The 24,645-nt window shown below is 74.9% G+C and carries 17 protein-coding genes; 8 read left to right on the top strand and 9 right to left on the bottom strand.

Annotated features, from left to right (window positions below; all coding sequences use genetic code 11):
• The 7 genes from BMY19_RS28935 to BMY19_RS28905 all read right to left on the bottom strand — a co-directional run.
• Nucleotides 1–2,274: condensation domain-containing protein (locus BMY19_RS28935; protein WP_139215733.1), on the bottom strand; the 2,274-nt coding region annotated here is incomplete at its 3' end.
• Nucleotides 2,271–5,429, bottom strand: coding sequence for an amino acid adenylation domain-containing protein (locus BMY19_RS28930; protein WP_100253749.1), 3,159 nt, complete (start codon nucleotides 5,427–5,429; stop codon nucleotides 2,271–2,273). The genes BMY19_RS28930 and BMY19_RS28935, both read right to left, overlap by 4 nt.
• Nucleotides 5,426–9,910 carry a condensation domain-containing protein gene (locus BMY19_RS28925; protein WP_100253748.1) on the bottom strand — a complete coding sequence of 1,495 codons (4,485 nt, stop codon included), beginning with the start codon at nucleotides 9,908–9,910 and terminating at the stop codon, nucleotides 5,426–5,428. Before BMY19_RS28925 ends, BMY19_RS28930 begins: the two co-directional genes overlap by 4 nt.
• Nucleotides 9,907–11,604, bottom strand: a complete 1,698-nt coding sequence (locus tag BMY19_RS28920) for a cyclic peptide export ABC transporter (protein WP_100253747.1) — start codon at nucleotides 11,602–11,604, stop codon at nucleotides 9,907–9,909. Before BMY19_RS28920 ends, BMY19_RS28925 begins: the two co-directional genes overlap by 4 nt.
• A complete protein-coding gene (locus tag BMY19_RS28915) occupies nucleotides 11,604–12,587 on the bottom strand; it encodes a TauD/TfdA family dioxygenase (protein ID WP_056529523.1) in 984 nt (327 codons plus the stop codon). Before BMY19_RS28915 ends, BMY19_RS28920 begins: the two co-directional genes overlap by 1 nt.
• A 62-nt stretch (nucleotides 12,588–12,649) precedes the next feature.
• Nucleotides 12,650–13,366 carry a thioesterase II family protein gene (locus tag BMY19_RS28910; RefSeq protein ID WP_199778774.1) on the bottom strand — a complete coding sequence of 239 codons (717 nt, stop codon included), beginning with the start codon at nucleotides 13,364–13,366 and terminating at the stop codon, nucleotides 12,650–12,652.
• A 2-nt stretch (nucleotides 13,367–13,368) separates the two neighbouring features.
• Nucleotides 13,369–13,602, bottom strand: a complete 234-nt coding sequence (locus BMY19_RS28905) for an MbtH family protein (protein WP_020094344.1) — start codon at nucleotides 13,600–13,602, stop codon at nucleotides 13,369–13,371.
• Between the two features lie 427 nt (nucleotides 13,603–14,029).
• Here BMY19_RS28905 and BMY19_RS28900 point away from each other — a divergent pair, with 427 nt between their 5' ends.
• The 6 genes from BMY19_RS28900 to BMY19_RS28875 all read left to right on the top strand — a co-directional run bounded on the left by BMY19_RS28900 (nucleotide 14,030) and on the right by BMY19_RS28875 (nucleotide 21,539).
• Nucleotides 14,030–15,403 carry a lysine N(6)-hydroxylase/L-ornithine N(5)-oxygenase family protein gene (locus BMY19_RS28900; protein ID WP_056529520.1) on the top strand — a complete coding sequence of 458 codons (1,374 nt, stop codon included), beginning with the start codon at nucleotides 14,030–14,032 and terminating at the stop codon, nucleotides 15,401–15,403.
• A 109-nt stretch (nucleotides 15,404–15,512) separates the two neighbouring features.
• Entirely contained in the window at nucleotides 15,513–16,463 is a 951-nt protein-coding gene (locus BMY19_RS28895) for an ABC transporter substrate-binding protein (protein ID WP_100253746.1), read from the top strand.
• Nucleotides 16,460–18,472, top strand: a complete 2,013-nt coding sequence (fhuB, locus tag BMY19_RS28890) for a Fe(3+)-hydroxamate ABC transporter permease FhuB (protein WP_100253745.1) — start codon at nucleotides 16,460–16,462, stop codon at nucleotides 18,470–18,472. The genes BMY19_RS28895 and fhuB overlap by 4 nt, the downstream gene beginning before the upstream one ends.
• Nucleotides 18,469–19,266: a siderophore-iron reductase FhuF gene (gene fhuF / locus BMY19_RS28885; RefSeq protein ID WP_100253744.1), complete on the top strand. Its 798-nt coding sequence runs from the start codon at nucleotides 18,469–18,471 to the stop codon at nucleotides 19,264–19,266. The genes fhuB and fhuF overlap by 4 nt, the downstream gene beginning before the upstream one ends.
• On the top strand, nucleotides 19,263–20,111 hold the full coding sequence (locus BMY19_RS28880; RefSeq protein ID WP_170863076.1) for an ATP-binding cassette domain-containing protein: 849 nt from the start codon (nucleotides 19,263–19,265) through the stop codon (nucleotides 20,109–20,111). Before fhuF ends, BMY19_RS28880 begins: the two co-directional genes overlap by 4 nt.
• 438 nt (nucleotides 20,112–20,549) lie before the next feature.
• Complete coding sequence (locus tag BMY19_RS28875; RefSeq protein WP_100253743.1) at nucleotides 20,550–21,539, top strand: helix-turn-helix domain-containing protein; 990 nt, start codon at nucleotides 20,550–20,552, stop codon at nucleotides 21,537–21,539.
• A 390-nt stretch (nucleotides 21,540–21,929) separates the two neighbouring features.
• On the opposite strand, the gene BMY19_RS28870 is transcribed toward BMY19_RS28875, so the two are convergent.
• On the bottom strand, nucleotides 21,930–22,208 hold the full coding sequence (locus BMY19_RS28870) for a hypothetical protein (protein ID WP_100253742.1): 279 nt from the start codon (nucleotides 22,206–22,208) through the stop codon (nucleotides 21,930–21,932).
• 431 nt (nucleotides 22,209–22,639) lie between these two features.
• Nucleotides 22,640–23,278, bottom strand: a complete 639-nt coding sequence (locus BMY19_RS28865) for an isochorismatase family protein (RefSeq protein WP_091981160.1) — start codon at nucleotides 23,276–23,278, stop codon at nucleotides 22,640–22,642.
• Nucleotides 23,279–23,402: 124 nt separating this feature from the next.
• Here BMY19_RS28865 and BMY19_RS28860 point away from each other — a divergent pair, with 124 nt between their 5' ends.
• Together BMY19_RS28860 and BMY19_RS28855 are read left to right on the top strand one after the other, a co-directional pair.
• Nucleotides 23,403–24,314, top strand: coding sequence for a LysR substrate-binding domain-containing protein (locus BMY19_RS28860; protein ID WP_056529504.1), 912 nt, complete (start codon nucleotides 23,403–23,405; stop codon nucleotides 24,312–24,314).
• 53 nt (nucleotides 24,315–24,367) lie between these two features.
• Nucleotides 24,368–24,645: IS5 family transposase (locus BMY19_RS28855; RefSeq protein WP_107351059.1), on the top strand; the 278-nt coding region annotated here is incomplete at its 3' end.

Here is a 24,645-nt window from a genome sequence, read left to right as displayed (position 1 = left end):
GTCGAGGGCGCCGGCGGCGAGGGCGGCCGAGAGCTGGGCGGGCACGAAGTGCAGGAGGGTGACGGCGTGCCGGCCGATGAGGCGTGCGATGGCGTCGGGGTCGCGGTGGGCGCCGGGGGGCGCCAGGACGAGGCGTGCGCCGGTGACGAGGGGGAGGAGGATCTCCCAGACGGCGACGTCGAAGGAGACGGGGGTCTTGTGCAGGATGGTGTCGTGGGCACCGACGCGCAGGTGGTTGGCCATCCAGGCGAGGCGGTTGGCGAGGGCGGCGTGGGTGTTGGCGCAGGCCTTGGGGGTGCCGGTGGAGCCGGAGGTGTGCAGGACGTAGGCGAGCGCGTCCGGGTGGGGGGCGCGGGTGCGGGGCCGGACGGGCCGGGCGCTGTCGTCGTCCGCGTCGGTATCCGGATCGGCGTCCGGATCGGCGTCGAGGACGAGGGGTGGTCGCCCTGCGGCGTCGGCGAGGGCGGGGTGTTGGTCGGCGAGTTCGGGCTGGGTGAGGAGGAGGTCGGCCTCGGCGGCGAGGGCGGCGAGGCGGGCTGGGGGCAGTTCGGGGTTGAGGGGGAGGATGGCGGCGCCGGTCCTGAGGACGGCGAGCCAGGCGGCGGGCAGGTCGCAGGTGCGCTCGAGGAGGAGTCCGACGACGCGCTCGGGTCGGGCGCCGGCGCGGGCGAGGCGGCGGGCGATGGCGGTGGCGCGGGCGTCGAGGCCGGCGCGGGTCAGGCTGGTCCGGGCGTCGGTCACCGCGACCGCGTCGGGATCGTGCGCGCGGTGGTCTGCGAAGGCGGCGAGCACGTCGCCGGCGCCGTCCGGGTAGGCCCGCGCGGTCGCGTTCGCCGAGCCGATCACCGCCCGGTCGGAGGCCGTGAGCGCGCTCGCCGCGTGGATGGGCCGGTCCGGCGCCGCGACGAGGGCGCGCAGCAGGGCGAGGAACCCGTCGCGCCAGCGCCGGGCGGTAGCGTCCGCGATCAGGCCGGCATCGTACTCGAGTTGGCAATCGATGCCGGTCCCGTCGGCCGCGACGTCGAGGGCGACGTCGAACTTGGCGCTCGCCACGTCGACGTCGATCCGCGCCGCCGCGACCCCCGCGAGGTCGAGGGGGGCGGCATCCCGGCTGGGGCGGAAGTTGAACGCCGCCTGGAAAACCGGCGTGGTCGCGGCGTCGCGCGCGATCCCGGTCTCCGCGACGAGGCGCTCGAAGGGGACGTCGTCCTCGGCCAGGAACGCCATCGCCTCGCCGCGCAGCCGCGCGCAGAGATCGCGGAAGCTCCCGCGCGGATCGAGGCGGACGCGGTAGACCTGCGTGTTGACGAGGAAGCCGACGAGGTCCTGCAACTCGGGGCGGGTGCGGGCGGCGTTCGGCACGCCGACGGCGAAGTCCGTCTGGCCGCTCAGGCGGGCGAGCAGCACCTGCCACGCCGCCAGCAGCGCCACGAAGGGCGGGCACGCCTGCGACCGGCAGAACGCGGCCACCGCGCCGGCGAGGTCGGTGGGCAGGGTGAAGTCGACCCGCCCGCCCGGGCGGTTCGCCAGGGGCTGGCGGGGATAGTCGAGGGGCAGGTCCAGGGCCGGGACGGCGTCGCCGAGGTAGCGGCGCCCGCGCGCGATCGCCGCGGACCCGGCCGCGCCGTCGAACCGGGCGCGCTGCCACGCGGCGAAATCCACGAAGCGCAGGCGCGGGGCGGGCAGCGGCTGCCCGATCCGCGCGGGATCGGCGAGGGCCGCGCGGTAGGCCTGCGCCAGATCCCGGAAGAGCCGCGCCGTCGACCACGCGTCCACCGCGATGTGGTGCATCACCACGAGGAGGACGCGCCTGCCCGCCGGATCCGCCTCCGACAGGACCGCGCGCAGCGGCGGCGCGCGGGTGAGATCGAAGGGGCGGCGGCTCAGGGCGCGCAGCGCCGCGCCCGGGTCACCGTCGAGGGCCGGGACGCGCTCGAGTTCGAACGGCACGTGCGGGTGCAGGATCTGGCGCGGGCCGTCGGCGGTATCCGCCAGCGCCGTGCGCAGGACGTCGTGACAGGCGATCAGGCTCCGGAACGCGCCCTCGAGCGCCGGGACGTCGAGGGGGCCGGTGAGGCGGAAGGCCCGGGCCGAGTGGTAGGCCGGGCTCTCCGGGTCGTAGCGCTGGTGGAACCAGAGCCGCGCCTGCGGGAACGACAGGGGCGCCGGGCCCCCGGCGTGCCGCGGGATGCCGTCGGCCGCCTCGGCGTCCTCCCGCAGCAGGCGGGCGAGGGCCGCGCGCCGCGCCGCGTCGTGCGCGCCGACCCCGGTCACGCGCCCACCCCGGCGAGGCCGGCGCGCTCGGTCTCGCTCAGGCCGGCGAGTTCCAGGCGCAGGCTCGCCGTCTCCTCGATCGCGCCCGGCGGGGCGTAGGTGCCGAGCGCCGCCGCGAGGGTCGCGGGCGTGCTGTGGTCGAAGACCAGGCTCGGGGGGATCTCGACCTTGAGCAGCTTGCGGATGCGCGCCGTCAGCTTGATGACGAGGAGCGAGTTGCCGCCGGCCGCGAAGAAGTCGCCCGCGGCGCCGAGGCGCTGCGCCGGGAGGCCCAGCAGCTCCGCCATGGCGTCGGTGAGCACGGTCTCGAGCGCCGTGCGCGGCGGGACGCCCGTGCCCCCGTCCGGATGGGCGTCCGGAGTGGGCAAGGCGGCGCGGTCGATCTTGCCGTTGGCCAGTCGCGGCAGGCTGTCGAGGCGCAGGATCGGGGCGGGCAGCCACGCGGCGGGCAGGGTTTCGGCCAGCGCCGCGAGGAGCGCGGCGGGTGTCCGCTCGGGGTCGGCGACCACGTAGGCCGCGAGTCCGGTCGCGCCGTCCGGCCCCGTGAACGGGCGCACCGCCGCCTGGCTCACGCCGGCGAGGCCCGCCAGCGCGGCCTCGACCTCGCCCGGTTCGACGCGGTGGCCGCGCAGCTTGATCTGGTCGTCGGCCCGCCCGGCGAGCACGAGGCGGCCGCCGGGCAGCAGGCGGGCCCGGTCGCCGGTGCGGTAGAGCCGCCCCGCTCCGAAGGGGTTGGGCGAGAACGCGCCCGCGCCGCCGGCCTCCGTGCCCGGGAGGTAGCCCCGGCAGATCTGGGCGCCCCCGAGGTGGAGCACGCCGACCGCGCCGGTCGGCGCGAGCGCGCCCGCCGCGTCGAGGATGTAGGCCTCGCTGCCGGCGAGCACGCGGCTCAGCGGCAGGCTCTCGTCCGGCGGCGCGGTGGCCGCGTCCGGATGCACCAGCACGCCGACGCAGGCCTCGGTGGGACCGTAATGGTTGGCGATCCGCGTCGCCGGCGCCCCCGCCCGGATCCGCCGGACCAGGGCGGCCGGCGTCGGCTCGCCGCCGAGCACCAGCAGGTCGGGCAGCGCGGGGTCCTCGACGCCGTCGAGGAGGGCGGCGAGGTGGGATGGGACCAGTTTCGCGCAGGCGACGGCGTTGCCGCGCAGGAAGCGCGCGAAGGCCGGGCCGTCGGCCATCTCGGCCTCGTCGGCGACCACGAGGCAGGCGCCGAGGCGCAACGCCGCGAACAGCATGGTGTTGCCGAGGTCGGCCGCCACCGTGGAGGTCAGCGCGAAGCGCCCGTGGCCGGACAGGTCGAGGGCGTCGATGACGGCCTCCGCGTAGGCGCGGATCTGGGCGTGCTCGATCACCACGCCCTTCGGCGTCCCGGACGAGCCGGAGGTGAAGAGCAGGCAGGCCATGTCGGAGGGGTCCCGGGCCTCGGCGGGGTGCCGGGCCTCACCGAGGCCGTCGAGGATCGCCCCGAGGGCGTGCCGGCCGGCCGCGGGGTCGGCCGAGAGCGCCACGGTCAGCGCGGGCCGGGCGAGCGCGATCAGGCGGTCGCGGCGGGCCTGCGGCCAGGCCGGGTCGAGGGGCAGGTAGGCGCCCCCCGCGCGCCAGACCGCGAGGATCGCCACCACGAGGTCGACGGAGCGCGGCAGGTCCAGGGCGACGACGCGCTCGGGACCGACGCCGCGCGCGGCGAACCAGGCGCCGAGGCGCGCGACGCGGTCCTCCAGCGCGGCGTACGACAGGGTGCGGCCGGCGCCGACGAGGGCGGGGGCGTCCGGCGCCGTCGCCGCGTGGCGGGCGACGAGGACCGGAAGGGTCTCCGCCGGCAGGGCGCGGGCGGCCGGGCGGCCGAAGGCGCGCAGGCGCACCTCCTCGCGCGCGCCGACGAGCGGGTAGGTCGCGAAGGGCGTCGCGGCCTTCGCGGGCAGGCGGGCGAGCAGCGTCTCGACCTGATCGAGCAGGGTCTCCAGGGCCTCCACCGCGTAGCGGCGCGGGTCGGCGTGCAAGGTCAGCGCGGCGAGGTGCCCCTCCGCGTCGAGGGCCGGCTCCAGGCAGAGCTCGAACCCGGCGGGTCCGGGCAGGAGCCGGTCCTGCGCGGCCCCCTGAGCCGCGAGCGCGAAGCCGACCGCGGGGCGGCGGTCGTCGCCGGCCGCGTCGAGGGGGCAGAGTTCCTGGAAGGCGCGGTGCTCGTCGAGCCGCGCGGCGAGACCGGCCGCGGCCTCCGAGACGCTGGTCTCCGGCGGGAGGACGAGGCGCAGGGGCAGCGTCTTGGTGAAGACGCCGACCGTGCCGGCGAAGACCGCGTAGTCGCGCCGGCAATCGTGCACCCAGCCGCCGAGGATCTCCGTCCGCTCGGCGAGGCGCGCCACGAGCAGCCACCACGCGGCCTGGAGCACGGCCTCGGCGCCGGCCGCGGCGAGGTCCGGCCGGGCCAGCGCCCGCGCGAAGGCGTCCGTGACGGCGGCGTCGGCGGCCCGACTCAGCCGGATCGCGGCGGCCGGCTCCTCCACCGCGTCGGCGGCCGCCCCGCGGCGATAGGGCAGCCGGAGTGGTGCCGCGCCCGCGCCGATCTGGTCCCGCCAGTAGGCTTGGCCCTCGCCGTCCGCGTCGTCGGCGGCGACCGCCTCGCGCCACTCCGCGTACTGGGCGTAGGTCGCGGCCTCGGGATCGGCGCCGGGCGCCGCGTCGTCCGCGCAGGCGGCCGCGACCTCCGACAGGACGCGGTCGAGGCTGCCGGCATCGACCGCGAGGGCGCTGGCGACGAGGCGCAGCCGCGGCGTCGCGCCCGGCAGGAGGACGGCCGCGAGGGTCTGGCCGCGCTCCGGCGCGAGGCCGACGGTCCCGACGTCTCCCTGCGGCGCGCCGGTATCGAGCGGGATAGCGGGCGCGCCGGCCTCGGCCTGCCGCAGGCCGCGGAAGCCCGGTTCGCGCACGAAGGCGGTGCGCAGGACGTCGTGGCGGGCGGCGACCGCGGCGAGGCCGCGGCAGAGGCGGTCCGCCTCGACCGGCCCGGGCAGGTCGATCTCGGCGACGAGATTCGGCGCGGTGCCGGTCTCGTCGAGGCAGGCGCGCTGCTCGGGGGTCAGCGCCCGGGTCGGCGCCGCCGCGAGGGAGGCCTGCGCGCCGGTCATCGCCGCGCCGGTCATCGCCGCGCCGGTCATGCCGCCGCTCCCGTGACCGCGCCGCGCTCGACCATGTCGCCCATGGCGACGACGATCCGGCGCGGCCCCTCGTAGGGGTCGCGGGCATGGGCGGCGAGCATGTTGTCGAGCATCACGACGTCGCCGGGGCGCCAGTCGAAGCGCACGGCGATCGCCTCGTAGAGGCGGCCGACCTCGTCCATCACCGCGTCCTCGATCGGCGTGCCGTCGCCGTAGAGCACGTCGCGCGGCATCCGCTCCGGCCCCACGAGGCCGAGGAGGTCGGCGCGCACCTCGGGGTCGAGGCAGCGCGGGTGGTGCAACTGCACTTGGTTGAAGAACGACTTCTCGCCGGTCAGCGGGTGGGTGATCACCGCCGGGCAGCGCGTGCGGGTCTGGAGCGTGTCCGCGTCGAGCCAGGCGAAGTCGACGCCCTCGGCCCGGCAGCGGGCCTCCACGGCCGCGCGATCCTCGGTGTGGAAGAACCGGCGCCAGTCGACGTCGAAGCGCTCCGTGAAGGTGCGGACGTAGATCAGCCCCAGGCGCTCGAAGCGGTCGGCGATCGCCGGCGGCAGCTGCCGGTACAGCGCGCGGCAGTCGACGATGGGCGTCGCGCCGCCCACCGGCGACGGCTGCTGGCAGAAGAACCACTGCTTGCGCGGCCAAGCATGCAGGTGGCTGCTCTCGTTGTGGTAGAGGATCATCTCCCGCTCGGGGTAGGGCGTCGAGCGGTAGGTGTTCTTCCCGCCCTCGTTCTTGGGCAGGTCGCCGTACCCGCCGTAGAGGCCGGGCTGGAGCGCCTCGGCGAAGGCCTCGAATTCCTGCGGGGTCGCGATGCCGAAGCCGCGCAGCAGCAGGCCGGCGTGGCGGCGCAGCTTGCCCTCGACCCAGTCGCGCTGGGCGGTCGCCCAGGCCACCGCGTCGACGTCGGCCGACAGCGGCTCGATCACGAGGGGGAAGTCGCGCCCGGGCGCCAGGGTCGAGAGGCGGGCCGGCTCGCCCGCGGCGGCGGCGGGTTTACCGGCGCCCAGTCCCTTGAGCTTGTCGAGCTTCGCTTCCAGGCGGCCGGTGCGCGGGAGCGACGGGGCGGTGTTCGACATGACGGGGTCCTCCGGGTCTCGTGAGGGCGGGAGCGCGGGCAGAAGGTCGGGCAGGCCGGGCAGCAAGGTCGGGAGCGGGGCCGCGGGCGCGGCGGCTGCGGCGGAGAGCAAGGCCGCGTAGGCCTCCGCGAGGCGCGCGACGCGTTCGGGGGTGAACAGGGCCGTGGCGAAGACCCACTCGGCCGCGATCCCGCCCCCCGGCGCGGGCGGGTCGAGGAAGAGCGCCATCTCGAATTTCGAGCCGTGCGCGCTGGCCGCCCGGGCCTCGGCCGCGAGCCCCGGGACACCGAAATCGCCGGGCGGCGCGTTCTGCATCACGAACAGGGCCTGGACGAGGGGTGGCCGGGCGCGGGCGCGCGGGATGTCGAGGGCGTCGACGATCCGGTCGAAGGGCAGGGTGGCGTGCTCGAAGGCGGCGAGGACGTCCTCGCGGACGCGCTCGATCAGCGCGGCGAAGGACGGGGCGCCGTCGAGGCGCGCCCGGATCGGCAGCACGTTGACGAAGAAGCCGATCAGCCCGGCCAGATCGGGGTGCGGCCGGCCCGCGACGTCGGTGCCGACGACGAAGCGTTCGGCCCCGCTCAGCCGATGGAGCAGGGCCTGGAAGCCCGCGAGCAGCACGACGAACGGCGAGGCGCCGCGCGCCCGGCCCAGCTCCGCCAGACGGGCGACCAGCGACCCCGGCAGTTCGAAGCGGACGGAGCCGCCGGCCTGCGACGGGACCGCCGGCCGCGGCCGGTCGGTCGGCAGGGGCAGCAGGGCGGGCACCTCCGCGAGGTGCCCGCGCCAGAACGCGGTCTCGGCCGCCGCCGCGCGCTCCACGGCCGCCCGGTGCCAGCGCGCGAAATCCGCGTACTGGACGGGGAGGGGCGGCGCCTCCGCGCCGCGATAGGCGGCCCCGAGTTCGGAGAGCAGCACGCCGACCGACCAGCCGTCGCCGACGAGGTGGTGGAGGGCCAGGACGAGGCGGTGATCGTCGGCGGCCAGGCGCAGGAGCCGGGCGCGCAGGAGCGGCGGCACGGCGAGGTCGAACGGCGCGGCCGCCTCCGCGGCCTCGCACGCGGCGACCCGGATCTCGCGGGCGCCCGGATCGAGGCCGGTGAGGTCGTCGACGGGCACGTCGAGGGCGACCGCCTCGGCGATCCGGGGCTCCGGAAGGCCGTCCTCGCCGGTCGGATAGCCGGTCCGCAGCACGGCGTGCCGGGCGACGACCCGGCGCAGCGCCGCGGCGAGCAGGTCGGGCTCCAGCGGGCCTCCGAACCGGATATGTCCGACTATGACGTAGGCGCCGCGCCCGGCCGGGTCGCCGAGCCGCTCGGCCAGCCAGAGCCGCTGCTGGCCGAGCGACAGCAGGGGCGGGCCCGCATTCGGCAGGAGCGCGGGCGCCGGCACCGCGTCGCGGGGCAGCGCGTCGATCCGCGCCGCGAGGTCGGCGAGGGTCGGGGCCGCGAACAGGTCGCGCAGCGGCAGGGCGACCCCGAAGGCGGCGCGGACGCGGTCGACGGCGCGCATCGCCAGGAGCGAGTGGCCGCCGAGTTCCAGGAAACCGCGCCCGCGCGAGACCTCGTCGAGGCCGAGGAGATCGCTCCAGATCGCCGCGAGGGCGCGCTCCGTCGCGCTCCGGGGCGGCTCATCCGGCGACGGGGCACCCTGCGGGCGCCGGTAGAGGTGGAGGGGGGTGAGGTCGCCGGCCGCGAGGCCGTCCCGGCACGCGCCGCGCCGGAGCTTCCCGCTCGTGGTCTTGGGCAGGGTGCCCGGCTCCAGCAGGGCCACGAGTTCCGCCGGCTCGGCCAGCACCTCCGCCAGCGCGGCGTCGACCGCGGCGGCGATCTCCGGCGCGCGGGCGGCGGCGCTCCGGCCGATCTCGGCGGCGATCCCGATCGCCTCGCCCGCCGGACCCTCGACCGCGAAGGCCGCGACCCGCCCCGGGCGGAGGGCCGGCACGCGCGCCTCGACCGCCGTCTCCACGTCCTGCGGATAGACGTTGTGGCCGCGCAGGATGATGAGGTCCTTGGCGCGCCCGGTGACGAAGAGCTCGCCGCCGTCCAGGAAGCCGAGGTCCCCGGTCCGCAGCCAGGTCGCGCCGTCGCGGGGCACGAAGGTCGCGCGGGTCGCCTCCGGGTTGTTCCAGTAGCCGCGCGCGACGCAGGGGCCGCTGAGCCAGATCTCGCCGACCGTCCCGTCGGGGCAGGGGAGGCCCGTGCGCGGGTCGACGATCCGCAGGTGCTCGGGCCGGACCGGCCGGCCGCTGCTCGCGAGGGCGGTGCCGGCCTCGTCGGCGACGGCGCGGCCGGCCGCCAGCGCCGCCGGCGCCACGCTCAGCCGGCGCCACGGCGTGCCCAGGGGCTTGGCCGCGACGAGGAGGGTCGCCTCGGCGAGGCCGTAGGCGGGGCTGAGCGCCGTCGGCGCGAAGCCCGCCGGGGCGAAGCGCGCGGCGAAGCGGGTGAGGGTCCGGGGCCGGATCGGCTCGGCACCGCTGTAGGCGACGCGCCACCCGGCGAGGTCGAGCCCCGCCAGCGCGGCGGCGCCGACGCGCTCGCAGGCCAGCCGGTAGGCGAAGTCCGGGCCGCCGCTGATCGTGCCGCCATGCGCGCCGATCGCCTCGAGCCACGAGGCGGGCCGGGCGAGGAAGGCCTGCGGGCTCATCAGCACGAGCGGCGCGCCGGCGAAGATCGGCTCGATCAGCCCCGCGATCAGGCCCATGTCGTGGTAGAGGGGCAGCCAGGAGACGAAGACGTCGTCCGGGCCGGGCGCGATCGCCTCGGCGAGCCAGCGGGCGTTGGCGACGATGTTGCCGTGCGTGACCTCGACGCCCTTGGGATTCGCGGTCGAGCCCGACGTGTACTGCAGGAAGGCGAGGGTGTCGGGCGGGCACGGGACCGGCCGCCACGCCTCCGCCCCGGCGCTGCCGACCGCGTCGACACAGACGATCGCGCCCACGGAGCTGCCCGCGCAGGTCGCCGCCACGGTCTCGCGGTTCGCCCGATCGGTCAGGACGTGGCGCGGTGCCATGTCGGCGATCATCAGGGCGAGGCGGGCCGCGTGGTGCGGATCCCGCGTCTCCGGCGGGAAGGAGGGCACGGCGACGAGGCCCGCGTAGAGGCAGGCGAAGAACGCCACGACGTAGTCGGGCCCGCTCGGCAGGGCGATGAGCGCCCGCGCGCCGGGCTCGGCGTCGCGCTGGAGGCGCGCCGCGAGGGCGCGGACCCGCCGGTCGAGCTCCGCGTAGTCGAGGGACGCCCCGACCGCGCGCCCGTCCGTGAGGAAGCGCAGGGTCAGCCGGTCGGGCGTGGCGGCCGCCCGCGCCCGCAGGATCGCCACGAGGCTGTCGTCCGGCGCGGGCCGGTGCGGCGACGGCGCGCGGTGCGCGCGGCCCACGTGCAGGCTCTCGTGCAGGCTCACGCGCCGGCTCCCGCCTGGCGGCCGCGCGGCGGGGCGGCGCGGTGCTCCACCACGAGGCCGCGCTCGAGCTTCACGACCTGGTCGGCCCGGTCGAACCAGCGGTCGTCGTGGGTGACGACGAGGATCGTCCGGCCCTCGGCGGCCAGCTCCGGGAGGAGCGTCTCGTAGAAGGCCGCCCGGGAGTCGGGATCCTGGTCGGCGGCCCACTCGTCGAAGATCATGACGGGCCGGTCCTCCAGGCAGGCGACCAGGAGGGCGAGCCGCTTGCGCTGGCCCGTCGAGAGATCGCGGGTCGAGAAGACCCCGTCCCGGAGGCTGACGCGGCCGTCGAGGCCGAGGCGCGTCAGCCACGCGCGCGCCTGCGCCTCGCGCGCGGCGTCCGGCCGGCCGAGCAGCGTCTCGAACAGGTGGAAATCGGAGAAGACGGCCGCGACGTGCGCGCGGTAGCCGGCGAGGGCCGCGCCCGCCACCGGGCGACCGTCCAGGCACAGCGTCCCGCCGGTCGGCGGGTGCAGGCCGGCGATCACCCGGGCGAGGCTGGTCTTGCCGGAGCCGTTGCCGCCGACCAGGAAGGTGATCTCCCCGGGGCGCAGCGTCAGGTCGACCGGGCCGAGGTCGAAGCGGTCGCCGGTCTGCGGATCGGCCCGGTGATGGGTCACGCCCCGCAGGGTCACGGTGGCGTCGCGCCGGGGCGCGGCCGGGCCTGTCCCCGGATCGCCGACCGGCTCGGGCGGCAGCTCGGCGAAGGCCGCCTCGATCCGCCGCGCGCCGACGCGGGCGAGGTTGACGAGCGGCATCGTGTTCAGCACCGCCTCGAGCGGCCCCATCAGGTAGAGCAGGGCGATGACGTACCCGGTCGTCACCGCCGGGCTCTGCGCGCCGGTCCCGGGGACGAACAGCGCGAGCCCGATCAGGGCCAGGAACAGGATGCGGCCCCAGCCCGCCGCCAGCGCGAGGAGGGCGAGGCCGCGCCGGCGGTGGTCGGCGACGCGGGCGATCGCGGTCGCCAGGACCGCGTCGAGGAAGTGGCGCCCCTTCTCCCGGTTGAGGCGCAGCTCCTTGGCGCCGCCGTGCAGCGCCTGGAAATGTCCGACGAGGCGGTCCTGCTCCGCCCCGGCCCGGGCGAGGTGGCGCGTGACGCGGCCGTAGCAGGCGGAGTAGCCCGCGGCCCCCAGGGCGATCGTGAGGGCCGAGGCCAGGAACAGGGGGAACGACAGGTAGCCGAGATAGGCGAGGGTCGCCGCGACCACCGCGCAGTTGGTGACGAGCACGGGCAGCGCCGTGAGGAAGTTGGCGACTTGGTTGGCGTCCTCGGTCACCAGCGCCTGCACCCGGGCGCTCCCCACAGCCTCGAGATCCGCGAACGCGGCGGCCTGGACGCGCGCGGCGATCGCGGACCGGAGATCGGCGAGCCCGCGCTGCCCGAGATCGGCGAAGAGGGCGCGCGAGACGACGAGCGCCGCGCAGGCGAGGAGGGCGGTCGCCGCGAAGGCGGCGACCCGGTCGGCCCGGGCGGGCTCGGACGCGTGGAGCGCCCCGTTGATGAGCACGATCAGGCCCGTCGTGGCGATCCCGCCGACGAAGCTCGCCGCGCCGGCCAGCACGAGCCGGGCGCGGGCGCCCCGCGCGAGGGCGCGCCACAGCGCGGTCCCTGGCGCGGACCCGGGCTCCGCGAAGGCGAACGCCGCTGCCATCACTGCGCGCGGCCGGCTTGCGCCATCGCCACCACGACCTTGCGCGGGCCCTTGAAGGGTGTCCGCGCGTGGGCGGTCAGCATGTTGTCCAGCATCACCACGTCGCCGGACTGCCAGGGGAAGACGACGGTGTGCGCGGCGAGCACGGCGCGGATCGCGTCGAGATCCGCGTCGGGGATCGGGCTGCCGTCGCCGTAGTAGACGTTGCGCGGCAGGTCCGGCTCGTCGACGAGGTCGAGGAGGGTCGCGCGCACCTCCGGCTCGAGGTTCGAGACGTGGAACAGGTGGGCCTGGTTGAACCACACCGGCTCGCCGGTCTCGGGGTGGCGGGCGGTGCCCTGGCAGACCTGCCGGGTGCGGAGGTCGCCGTCCGGCTTCCACTCGCAGGTGATCCCGTGGCCGGCGCAGTACGCCTCGACCGCCCCCCGGTCCTGCGTGCCGAACACCTGCTCCCAGGCCACGTCGAGCCCGTTGCCGTAGTTGCGCACGTACATCAGGCCCCGCTCGGCGAAGCGCGCGCGGATCGGCTCGGGCACGGCGCGGTAGATGGCGCGGCTGTCGGCCAGCGGCGTCTCGCCCCCCTCAGGCGCCGCCTGCTGGCAGTAGAACCAGATCTTCATCGGCCAGTCGCGGGCGTAGGCCTGCTCGTTGTGCAGCGGGATGTGCTGGTGGGGCGGGTACTCGGTCGAGGTGTAGACCCCCTGGGTCACGGGGCTGCGCGGCGTCGAGCCGAACTCGTAGCTCAGGAGGTCGTGGCCGAAGCCCGCCGCGAAGCTGCGGAACGCGTCGGGCCCGTCGAGGCTGAAGCCGCGGAGCAGCAGGCCGCCCGCGGCGTGGAGGTGCGCCTCGGCCGCGGCCCGGATCGCCGGCAGCGCGTCCGCGAGCGCCGCGCCCGCGGCGCCCTCCGGCGGCGTGACCAGGAGCGGCAGAGGACCCTCGTCCCGCAGGGGCTTGGTCACGAGTTCCATCACGGCGTCCTCCATGGTGACATCCCGTTCGTTCGCGCCGCCGGCCCGCGCGCCGCCGATGGGCGGGCGCGGCCGCCTCAGGCCGCGACCTCGGCCCGCGCGCCGATCCGCCGGCCGACGAGGTCGAGCACCGGCCCCCGCCGCGCGTGGATGAAGAAGTGGTCGCCCTCGAACAGCGCGAGGTCGAAGGGGCCGCGCGTCTCGCGGCCCCAGGCCTCGAGGTCGGCGCGGGCGACGTCGTCCCGCGTCCCGCCGAGCGCCTGGATCGGGCAGTCCAGCGCCGGGCGCGCCGCGTAGGTGTAGGCGCCGCGCAGCCGGAAATCGGCCCGGAGCACCGGCAGCACCAGGGCCATCAGGGCGGGATCGGCCAGCGCCTCCGGCGGCGTCGCGCCGTAGGCGGACAGCGCGTCGCGCAGGTCCGCGTCGCTGCGCGGGCGGCGGAAATACGCCCCGTCGCACACCGCCGGTCCGGCGCATCCGGAGGCGAACAGCGCGCGCGGCGCCGCGATCCCGCGGTCGCGGAGTTCGTGCGCCAGCTCGAAGGCGAGCAGCGCGCCCAGGCTATGGCCGAACAGCGCGTAGGAGCCCGTGACGGAACCGGCGACCTCGTCCGCGAGGCGCCGCGTCAGCGCCCGCGGGTCGGTGCAGGGCGCCTCGCCGATCCGGGAGCCGCGCCCCGGCAGCTCGACGGGCCTGACGTCGACCGCGTCGGGCAGGCCGCGGCGCCACTGCGCGAACACCGCGGCGCTCGCCCCCGCGTAGGGCAGGCAGAACAGCCGGACTCGTCCCGGCACGGTCACGCCCGCGCGCCGCCCGCGTCCCGCTCCTGAGCCTCCATGTGTCGGCGCAGGCTCAGGGGCCGCATGTCGGTCCAGACCTCGTCAATGTAGGCCAGGCAATCGGCCTTCGCGCGCGGATCGCCCACGGCGCGCCACCCGTCAGGGATGTCGCGGTAGCTCGGCCAGATCGAGTATTGCTCCTCGTGATTCACCACCACGTAGAACAGCGTATCTTCGCGATCGAACGCCATCGATGCATCCCGTTCAGGTGAAAGCTGCGAGCTGCCTCGCCAATGAATCAATGAACTTCGCTTGTCGGCGCATAACATGGCCGAAAGATCGCCGGACTCAAGGGCCCTTTTACATATTTGAAATGTTCTAATTTAATTCATTACTGCTCGATCGTCAGAAGTGTTTTCCGGAGACCTTGAATCACTGTGGCGGTTCGCGCTACGCAGTGCGGCCGGCGGGTGTTCTGTGGTCCGGGGCTTGGCGGGGGACGCGGTCAGTGGCGTGTGCGCGAACCAGCTTCCGGTCGCCTGCGAGCGGTCCCGCCGGGGAAACGCGCGGCTCCCCCGAGGGAGGCGCCGCCCCCGTGCGCCGCGGCGGCGAGGATCGCCGCGCATCCCGGCGCGCACCCCGGCGTGCACCCCGTCGTGCGGACGAGGAGACGATCGGATGACCGCGCGCGCCGCACCGCTCTGCGACGTCATCGGGGTCGGCTTCGGGCCCTCGAACCTCGCCCTGGCGATCGCCCTGGCCGAGACCCCGGCGGCGCGCGGCCTCCGGTACCGCTTCCTGGAGCGGCAGCCGCACTTCCGATGGCACGGCGGCATGCTGCTGCCGGGCAGCGACATGCAGATCTCGTTCCTCAAGGACCTCGTCACGCTCCGCAACCCGACGAGCCCGCTGACCTTCGTGAACTACCTGCACAGCCAGGGTCGACTGCACGATTTCATCGATCTCGGGACGTTTCATCCCAGCCGGATCGAGTTCAACGACTATCTTCGGTGGGTGGCGGACCATTTCGCCGACCGGTGCGACTACGGCGAGACCGCGGTCGCGGTGGAGCCCGGGCCGGGACCGGACGGGACGGTCGAGACCCTGTGGGTCGTCACCCGCGACGCCGCGGGCCGCGAGATCCGCCGCCAGACGCGCGACCTCGCCCTCGCGGTGGGCGGCGCCCCGCACGTGCCCGCCGCCTTCGCCGCCCTGGCGCGCGATCCCCGGCTCTGCCATTCGAGCCGCTACCTCGACCACGTCGACCGGCGCGGCCCGGGCAGCCCGCTCGACCTGTCGCGCCCGGGCGCCCGCGTGGCGGTGATCGGCGGCGGCCAGAGCGCCGCCGAGATCGGCCACGATCTCCACGCCCGCTTCCCGCAGCTGCAGGTCGATCTCGTCTTCCGCGGCCACGCCCTCCGACCGTCGGACGCGACGCCGTTCGTCAACGAGATCTTCCACCCCGACCGCACCGACTTCGTGTACGCGCAGCCGAGCGAGCGGCGGGCGGCGATCGTGCGCAGCTACCGCAACACGAACTACGCGGTGATCGACGCCGACCTGCTCAAGGCGCTCCACGTGATCGTCTACCGGGAGAAGGTCTCCGGGCCGCAGCGCCTGCACCTCCGGCCGCGCAGCGAGATCCTCTCGGCCGTCGGCGACGCAAGCGGGATCAGGCTGCGGACCGTCGACCGCTACGCCGAGGTCGAGGCGGAGCGCAGCTACGACGGCATCGTCCTGGCGACCGGGTACGCGCGCGACCCGAACCCGGCGATCCTCGAGCCGCTCGCGCCCTACCGCGACGGGCCGGACCTGGCGCGCGACTACCGCGTCCCGACCCGCCCCGGCTTCGTCCCGCGCATCTACGTCCAGGGCTACTCGGAGACCTCGCACGGTCTGAGCGACACCCTGCTCTCGGTCCTGCCGGTCCGCGCGCAGGAGATCGTCGACAGCCTGCTCGATCAGGACGGGCACGGGGGCGCGGTCGCCCCGGCGCGCGCGCCCGCCGCCGGCGGGATCCGCGCCTGGGAGCGGCAGGGAGCGCATCCATGAGGCTCGCCGTCCCGCGGACCGGCCGGGCGCGGCGCGCGGAGGCGTGCCGCGGGCGGATCCGCCGCCCGCTCGCCCGAGTCGGCGCACGGGTCGGCGCACGGATCGGCGCATGGGGATGAGCCGCCCGCGCGGCGATCGTCGCGCCCTCCTCGCCGGCCTCGCCGCGGGCGCCCTCGGTCTCGTCCCGGGCGGCTTCGCCGCGTCTCCCGCGGGCGCGTCCGACGACCCGCGGCGGGCGGAGACGGGCGGCTCGCCCGCCGCCCGCGTGGTCGCCCTCGACGGGTTGTTCGCCGAGACGCTCCTCGCCATCGGCCTCGTGCCGGTGGCGATCGCCAACCGGCCGCTCTACGAGAAGCTCATCGCGCAGCCGCCCCTGCCGGACTCGGTCCTCGACCTCGGCCCGCTGCAGGAGCCGAACCTCGAGTTCCTCAGCCTGATCGCCCCCGATCTCATCCTCGCCGCGCCGTGGCAGGCGCAGATCCAGGTCGCGCTGACCCGGATCGCCCCGGTCGTGGCGCTGCCCATCGTCGCGGGCGCGCGGGAGCCGATCGACCACCTCGACGCGCTGACCCGCGACCTGGGGGACCGCGTCGACCGCGCCGCGGCGGCGCGGGCGCTGGTCGCCGGGACCGACGGGGCGCTCGCCGAGGCCCGGGCCGCGCTCGCGGGCCGGACCGGGCGCCCGGTCTACATCTGCCGCTTCCGCGACGACGGGCGGCAGCTGGCCGTCTTCGGCACGCGCAGCACCGTCGGCGCGGTCGCCCAGCGCCTCGGCCTGACCAATGCCTGGACCGGCCGGCAGAGCGGCGCGGGCACGGTGCTCGCCGCGGTCGAGGACCTCGCGGAGGTGCCCGACGCGACGCTGATCCACTTCGACCGCGGCGCCGAGACCGCGCGCGCCCTCGGGCGCCTCGACGACAGCCCGCTCTGGCGGGCGCTGCCCGCCGTGCGCGCCGGCCGCGTGATCCGCATGCCGGTCGTCCATCCGAACGGCGGCCTGCCGTCGGCCGCGCGCTTCGCCCGTCAGGTCGCCGCGGCGCTCGGGAAGGCCCCGGCGTGAGCGCGGCCGGAGCCGGAGCGCGGCGGGCGCGAGCCGACGGGTCCGGGGCCTCGCCGCTCTGGCGCGGGGCGGGGCTCCTCGCCCTCGCGCTGGCGGTGAGCGCCGCGCTGCTGCACGCCAACCTGGCGGCCGTCCTGCCGCCCGGGCAGTGGTGGGCCGCCCTGCTCCACCCGACCGACGGCGACATGCCGCAGCTCGTCCTGCGCGACAGCCTGCTGCCGCGCCTCGCCATGGCGGCCCTGGCGGGTGGCGGCCTCGGCCTGGCCGGCGTGCTGTTCCAGCAGGTGCTCGACAACCCGCTGGCCGAGCCCGGCACCCTCGGCGTGTTCGCGGGCGCGAAGCTCGCCCTGGCCCTCGCGACGCTGTGGTGGCCGGCCCTCCTGATCTACGGCTACGAGCCCGTCGCGGGCGCCGGGGCGGCCCTGTGCACGGGCCTCGTGCTGCTGCTGAGCGGGCGCAGCGGCTACGCGCCGTCCACCGTCATCCTCGCCGGACTGGTGGTCGGGCTGTCCGCCGAGGCAGCCAACCGGATGCTGGTGCTCGCGCATTTCGACGCGCTCTCCGACCTCTACGCGTGGCAGGCCGGCGCGCTGAACCAGAACAACTGGGACGGCGTCCGCGGCCTCGTCCCGCGCCTCGCCCTCGCGGCCCTCGCGGCCGGCTTGCTGGCGCGCCCGCTGACCCTGATCGAGCTCGGCGATGCCGGAGCGCGGGGCCTCGGCGTCTCCACCGCCGGCACGCGGCTCGCCGCCCTCGCCCTCGGCGTCGCGGTCGGCGCCAGCGTGACCGGGTATCTCGGGGTGATCGGCTTCGTCGGCCTGGCGGGGCCGGCCATCGCCCGCTACGGCGGCGCCCGCCGGCTCCGCGACCGCCTGCTCTGGGGGCCGGTGGCCGGGGCGGTGCTGCTCGTCCTGACCGATCAGCTCGTGCAGCGGCTCATCGGCCGCAGCGGTGTCCCGACCGGCGCCGTCACCGCCCTCGTCGGCGCACCCCTGCTGGTCGGCCTCATCCTGGGCCTGCGCACGGCGCGCGAGGCGCCGCCGGCGCCGGGGCCTATCCCGGTCCGTCTCGCCCGGCCGTGGCCCGCCATCGGGGCGCTCGCGATCCTGGCCCTCGCGGCCGTCGGCCTGTCGCTCACCCTGGGGCGGGATGCCCAGGGCTGGCTGTGGAGCCCCGATCCGGGCGCCCTCCTGGCCTGGCGGGCGCCGCGCGCGCTGGCCGCCCTGGGGGCCGGGGCCATGCTCGCCTACGCGGGCGGGCTGCTGCAGCGGCTGACCGGGAACCCCCTCGCGAGCCCCGAGCTGTTCGGCGTCTCCGCGGGCGCGGCCCTGGTGGTGGTGCTCGTCCTGTTCCTCGCCCCCGGCCTCGGCCCGGCCGCGATGCTGGCCGCCTCCGCGGCGGGCGCGCTCGCGACGCTGCTGGCGGTCCTGGCCCTGGGCCGCCGGGCGCGCTACGCCTCCGCCCGGATCCTGCTCGTCGGCGCGGCCCTCACCAGCCTGATCGGCTCGGTGATCGCGCTCCTGCTCGCCACGGCCGACCCGCGGACTGCCGCCCTGCTGACGTGGCTCTCGGGCTCGACCTACAACGCCACCGGGACCGAGGCCGGGCTCGCCTGCCTCGGCGCGGCCCTGGTGCTCGCGGGCACGCCGCTGCTCGCGCGATGGCTCACGATCCTGCCGCTCGGGGCGGAAACGAGCCGGGCCGTCGGGCTCCAGGTCGCGCGGGCGCGCCTGACGGTCCTGTCGGTCGCCGCGATCCTGACCGGCGCCGCGACCCTGCTCGTCGGCCCGCTGAGCTTCGTCGGGCTGATGGGGCCGCACCTCGCCCGCAGCCTGGGCTTCAGCCGGGCCGCCGAGCAGCTGGTGGCGGCGACGCTCGCCGGCGGCCTGATCATGGTGCTGGCCGACTGGCTCGGGCGCGTCGCGGCCTTCCCGTGGCAGTTGCCCGCCGGCCTCGTCGCGACGGTTCTCGGGGGCGCCTATTTCGTCTGGCTGATGCTGCGCCGATGATTCTCTCCCCGCTGAACGCCCTGTTCGTCGGCCCCCTCGAGGGCTACCGGGATCGGATCGTGTCCGCGGAGGATCCGCGCCCCTCCGTGAGGGGCGCCGACCTGCTCGATCCGCGCGTCCTGACCGACCAGCTCGACCGGTTCGCCCGCACCTTCGCGGCGCCGGAGCCCCGCGCCGTCGCGTCGATCTGGGCGAAGCAGCACTTCTCGATGCTGGTGGTGCCCGCGCTCGCCGCCAACATCGTGCTCGACCTCGTCCTGCCCGTGGCCCTCGACGCCGTCGAGATCGTCCCGGACGACGGCGGGCTGACGCGTGCGCTCAAGCTGCGCGACCCCGCCGCGGGGAGCGACGGGCCCGGCGGGCAGACCCAGGAGAGGGCGCCGGCGGATCGCTTCGGCGCGCTGATCGACGCGCACCTGGCGCCCCTGGTCGGTGCCCTGGCGGCGGTCTCGGGCGTGGCGCCGCGCGTGCTGTGGAGCAATGCCGGCAACATCTTCGAGTTCGTGGTGCGCCGCACCGAGGGGCTCCCGCAGGCGGGCCGGACCGGGCACGCGGCCGCCGCGAGCGTCCTGACGAGCCGCCGCCGGTCCGGCGCGCCCAACCCGCTGTTCGCGCCGATCCGCTACGTCCCGGAGGCGGGGGACGCGCCGGCGGGCGCGCCGCCGCGTCGGGTGCGGAAGGTCTGCTGCCTGCGCTACCTCATCCCCGACCAGAGCCTCTGCGGCGCCTGCCCCCTGCCGGCACGCCCCGAAGCGGGTCCGGCGGGAACGGACGGCCCGAGGAGGCCCGCATGAACGGTCCCGATGCGCCGGTCGTCGCGCGGCCGCGGGTCGCGCCGACGGCGGAAGCCGCGGGCGCCCCCCCGCTCTTCACCCTGCAGGGCGCGAGCTTCGGTCTCCCCGAACGCACCCTGCTGCATCCCCTCGACCTCGTGATCCAGCCGCGGCAGGTGGTGGGCCTGATCGGCCATAACGGGTCCGGCAAGTCGACCCTGATCAAGCTGCTGGGCCGCCAGCAGGCGCCGACCGCCGGCCGGATCGCGTTCGCGGATCGCGCCCTCAGTGCCTGGGAGGACCGCGCCTTCGCGCGCGAGGTCGCCTATCTGCCGCAGGCGCTCCCGCCGGTCCCGGGCATGACCGTGCGCGAGCTCGTGGCGCTGGGGCGCTATCCCTGGCACGGCGCCCTCGGCCGCGTCGCCGACCGGGATCGTGAGGCGGTCCGGCGGGCGCTCGCCGCCACCGGCGTCGCCGCCTTCGCGGACCGCTTCGTCGACACGCTCTCGGGCGGTGAGCGGCAGCGCGTCTGGCTCGCGATGATGATCGCGCAGGAGCCCGCCTGCCTGCTGCTCGACGAGCCGATCTCGGCCCTCGACGTCGCCCACGCCGTCGAGATCCTCGCCCTCGTGCGCGATCTGGCCCATCGTGACGGGCTCGGCGTCGTGGTGGTCCTGCACGACGTGAACATGGCGGCGCGCGTCTGCGACCGCATCCTGGCGCTGCACTCGGGACGCCTCATCGCGGACGGCCCGCCCGGCACGCTGATGAATCCCGACACGCTGCGCGCCGTGTACGACATCCCGATGGGCGTCATGCCGCATCCGGATACCGGTCGGCCGCTGAGCTACCTGCGCGGATCGTAGGCCGGCGCGCGACGACCAGCTGCTCGCGATCCGGCACGCTCGGACCCAGGGTCCGAGCGCGAATCGGCCGGACGCTCGGGTGGCGGTGCGCCGCGGACCTCGTCGTCGCCCGGCGGTGACCTCGTCTCGTCTGGACGATCGAGGCGTCGGGAAGAGCGCGGCCGTTGCGGCGGCTCCGACAACGCTGGCGGGGACGGAGGGATTCCGAGACGGTGACCGGCCCCCGCGGGGTGGTCCTGTGTCAGGCTTGGGCGCGATCGGAGTGGCGGCTCGGGGCGGTTTCCTGCCGGTGCGCTTACCGACGGCATTAGTTGAGACGCGGACAGAACCGCCGCGAAGCACCCGGCACCGCGGTCTTGAGATGATAGATTATATACAATAACCCTGCGGATCCGCAGTCTGCGCTTCGGGACGGCGCGCTGCGTGCCGAGGCTACGCATGCAACCCTTCTTCTCGACAGAGGGAATTCACCCCAAGGACGCGTTCCGGCGCTGGCGCGAGACGATCTGCGAGCGATTGATCCCGATCGACCAGCAACCCCTTCACGGGGTTCCGTTTCAGGGCAGGCTGGACGTCATCAGCATCGGGCCTGTGCCGATCTCCAAGATGGCACACACCGCCATGCGGACTGAAGCGACCCCCGACGCGATTCGGCGCTATGGGCAGCCCGACCGCCTCTACGCGTCCTTGAAGCTCTCCGGCCAGGACGCCATCCAGCAAGGCGATCGGGAGGCTGTATTCCGGACGGGCGACTTCGTCGTTATCGACGCACGCCCGGCCGTCTGCGAGGCCGACACGGGCATCTCCCTCGTCATCGATCTGCCGCGCGAGCGCTTCGAGGCCATGCTGGGCCCGTCCCGGCTGTACTGTGCACTCACGGTCGGCGCGGACCTCGCCTCCACGACCCTGGCAAACACCTTCCTCCAGGAGCTGGTGCGCATGGGCGATCAGCTCACGCCCGACGCGGCCGCGCGCATGGCGGCGATCGGAACGGACCTGATCATAGCGAGCCTCGCCGAACGGATGGCGCAGGAGGTACCCCGTTCCGTCCACGGCAACGTCACGGTCCAGCGCGCCAAGGCCTATATCGAGGCGAACCTGAGCGACCCGAACCTGGATCCGCCGCAACTCGCCGCCGCGATGGGCGTGTCGCTGCGCCGGCTCCAGGAACTGTTCCACGAGCGCGGCCGGCACATCTCCGACTACATCTGGGGACGCCGCCTGGAGGCGGCAGCCAAGCGCCTGGGCGATCCGGCCTGCGCCCACCTGTCGATCGGCATGCTGGCTTACGGCTGCGGTTTCAGCAGCCAGGCGCATTTCGCGCGCCGCTTCAAGGATCGCTACGGCATGAGCCCGCGTGACTACCGGCAGGCGCACAGCCGAGACACGCAACCGGGCGCGTCCGCGTCCCGGCCGTCATTCTCGTGACCTGAGTGACCGGTTCGGGTCGCTCCCGGAACGGCAGTTCGGGGTGATCTTCCGCCTGTCCGCTTCTGGGCATCAAGTGTGGGAAAGCCGACCTCGGCTTCCATTCGCGCCCAATCTCGAGAAGCGGCGGACTCCGCCACGATCCGGCGCAGGAGATTTCGCATCGCGCTTCGACTGTGCGCGGCGAACGCGCACCGCGTGCGCTGGCTTGCGGTACCGGTCATCCAACCCCCATTCGCCGAGGGCTGTCGGGCGCGGTAAGGTTGATACCCTGCGGCGGGTCGCATCCCGGTCAGGGCAGGCGACGGTAGACACTGGCGAATTCCGTGCCGCGCCGGATTTCGCAGATGCCGGCTCGGCTGACCTTATCGAATACGCGAAGGGATGACTTCACCGTGCGGCGCGGATCTTCCGGATCGGATTCGCGGCCTTCTGCTCCTCTTGGTAAGCGGCGATGGCCATCGAGCAGTTCGGTGTCAGGAGGCCGGCTCTCTCGCGGAAGCAGGCCTGGACTTCCCCGCCGTCGGGCGAGAACTGGCCGCAGTGTTCCAGGTAATCTCCTATGCAGTGGCGCTTCAGGTTCTCCTGGCTCGCCTGTGGCTGGGCAAAGGCCATGTCGGAGACGAGGCCGAGGACAGCGGTGAGGCAAGCGGTCTTCGAGATACTCATGGTCGGCTCCGTAGGGTGAGAGATCTACCGAGGAGACGCCTTCAGGCTCCGGTCATCGCCAGATACGGGATGAGGGAGGCGCAGGCGAAGTTGCCGGCGATGACCAGCAGGATGACGGACTGCATGCCCATGACGGCTCACCTCGTCTGCGCGAGGAGACCGGCTGCGGATGCGGGCGTCAGCATCGGCGCGCAGGCGATGGCGCCGATCACGCTGATGACGATCAGCAGTCGTGCGATGATGGTGGTCATGTCGGTTCCCCCTCGTGGCCGTTCGGGCCTTTGGTTAATGAAGAATTTAAGAGCTCGGCCTTACGCGCGTGTTGCTTCGATTGTTGCGTCGAGCAGGGGCCGGCAGACACCGCTGGCGCGCCCGCTTGCCGACCGCTGTGGGACAGGCGGCGGCCGCAAACTGACACGTGTCGGGAACGGTCAAGCATTCGCTCCGCCGTCCACTCTGCCGAAGGAGGCGGCGACTTGGCCGACCAAGGTCGCCCAGGGCATGTCCAAGGCGGCGTAGACCGGGCCCGCTTCCGGGCGGGCGTTGTCCTTCAGGATCTCGACCATCAGCGTCGCGTAGTCGGACAGGACCACGCCCGCCTGCGCCATACGGAGAAGGCCGGCCTGGCGCTTGGTCTCGCTGAACGTCCCGGAGGCGTCGACAGCCACGTAGGCGTCGAGGCCGCGGGCGACGGCTGTCATGGCCGGGAAAGCCGCGCAGACCTCCAGCGAGATGCCGGCGAAGATCAGCTTCTCGCGGCCCGTGGCCTCGATGGCCCGGGCGACGCGCGCGTCGTCGTAGGCGTTCACCGACGAGCGGTCGATGATCTCGTTTCCGGGCAACGCCGCGACCAACTCAGGGAAGGTCGGACCCCATAGGCTGTCGCGCGCCGTCGTGGTGACCACGATGGGCAGGCCGAGCGCCGTGGCGGCCTTCGCCAGGGCGATCACGTTGTGCTTGAGCTCGCCCGTCGAATAGTCCCGCACGCCCGTCATCAGGCCGACCTGATGGTCGACGAGGACGAGGGCTGCGTTCTCGGCGGTGAGCGGTTCGTAGGCGCGAGCGGTCATCGTATCCTCCTGCTCAAGGCCCGTCGGGGCCGGCGACGAGCAAGAGCTACCGGCTGGACCGGCGGCCCAGAAGCCGCAACAATCCGAACCCAGCGTCCATAGGTTTGGACGATAAGGGGGCGGCGTGCTCGACCTGAACGACTTCTTCTACTTCGTGCAGGTCGTCGATCGCGGCGGCTTCACGGCCGCCGGGCGGACGCTGCGCGTGCCGAAATCCACCTTGAGCCACCGCCTCCAGCAGCTGGAGGGCGCCCTCGGCGTCCGGCTGTTGAACCGGACCTCGCGCCGGTTCGGCATGACGGATGCGGGGGAGGACTTCTACCGCCACGCGGTCGCGATGCTCAGAGAGGCGGAGCTGGCGGAGACGACGATCCGCCAGCGCCTGACGGAGCCGACCGGCACGGTGCGGTGCACGGCCGGCGTCGCGACCATGCAGTTCGCCCTGGCGGACATCATCGCGGACTTCCTCGTCCGCCACCCGAAGGTGAATGTCGTGGCCCACGGCGCGGACCGCACCGTCGACATCGTCGGCGAGAACTTCGACATCGCCGTGCGGGCCCATACGGACCCGCTGCCGGACTCGAACCTCGTCCAGCGTACCCTGGCGCCGGCGCCCTGGTTCCTGTTCGCGGGATCGGCATACCTCGACGAGAACGGCGCTCCGGACAATCCGGACGCCCTTCGGGACCATCCGTCCCTGTTCATGATGCGGACCGGGGTCGCGCCGGTCTGGCGGCTGCGGCACGCGAGCCGCGCCGGGGACGAGGCGGTACTGCCGTTGAGTCCGAGGCTGATGGGCGATGACATGGTCGGGCTGCAGCAGGCCGCCATCCGCGGCATCGGCGTGGTCGCTCTGCCGAGCTACATCTGTCGTCAGGCCGTCCGCTCGGGTGCCCTGCGGCGCGTTCTGCCCGACTGGGTCGCGGGCGACTCCACCCTGACGGCCCTCATTCCCTACCGCCAAGGCCTGCTTCCGTCCGTGCGGGCCTTCCTCGACCACCTCGCGGCGGAGTTTCCGAAGGCCGTGCTGCTCTAGGGCGTCTCTGCAAAGGGGTTCACAGGCTGGGTGGTCAGGCCCATGTGGGCTTGATGCGACGCTTTGAACTGACCGACGCGCAGTGGGAGCAGATCGCCCCGCTGCTGCCTCCGCAGAAGCCGCGCACGGGCCGGCCTGCGGAGGATCACCGGCAAGTCCTCAACGGCATGCTCTGGATCCTGCGCACGGGCGCACCCTGGGAGGATCTACCGGCGCGCTACGGTGCTGTGGGAACGGTGTCGAGCCGGTTCTACCGGTGGCGCAAGGCCGGCGTGTTCGACCGGGTGCTGCGGCGGCTGCAGGCGCAGGCGGACGCGCGCGGCGACCTCGA

Origin of the sequence: Methylobacterium sp. UNC300MFChir4.1, from assembly GCF_900110155.1 — a bacterium.
Lineage (GTDB): Bacteria > Pseudomonadota > Alphaproteobacteria > Rhizobiales > Beijerinckiaceae > Methylobacterium.
Note: the sequence above shows the minus strand (reverse complement) of the source record. Positions and strands in the feature narration are given on the sequence as shown.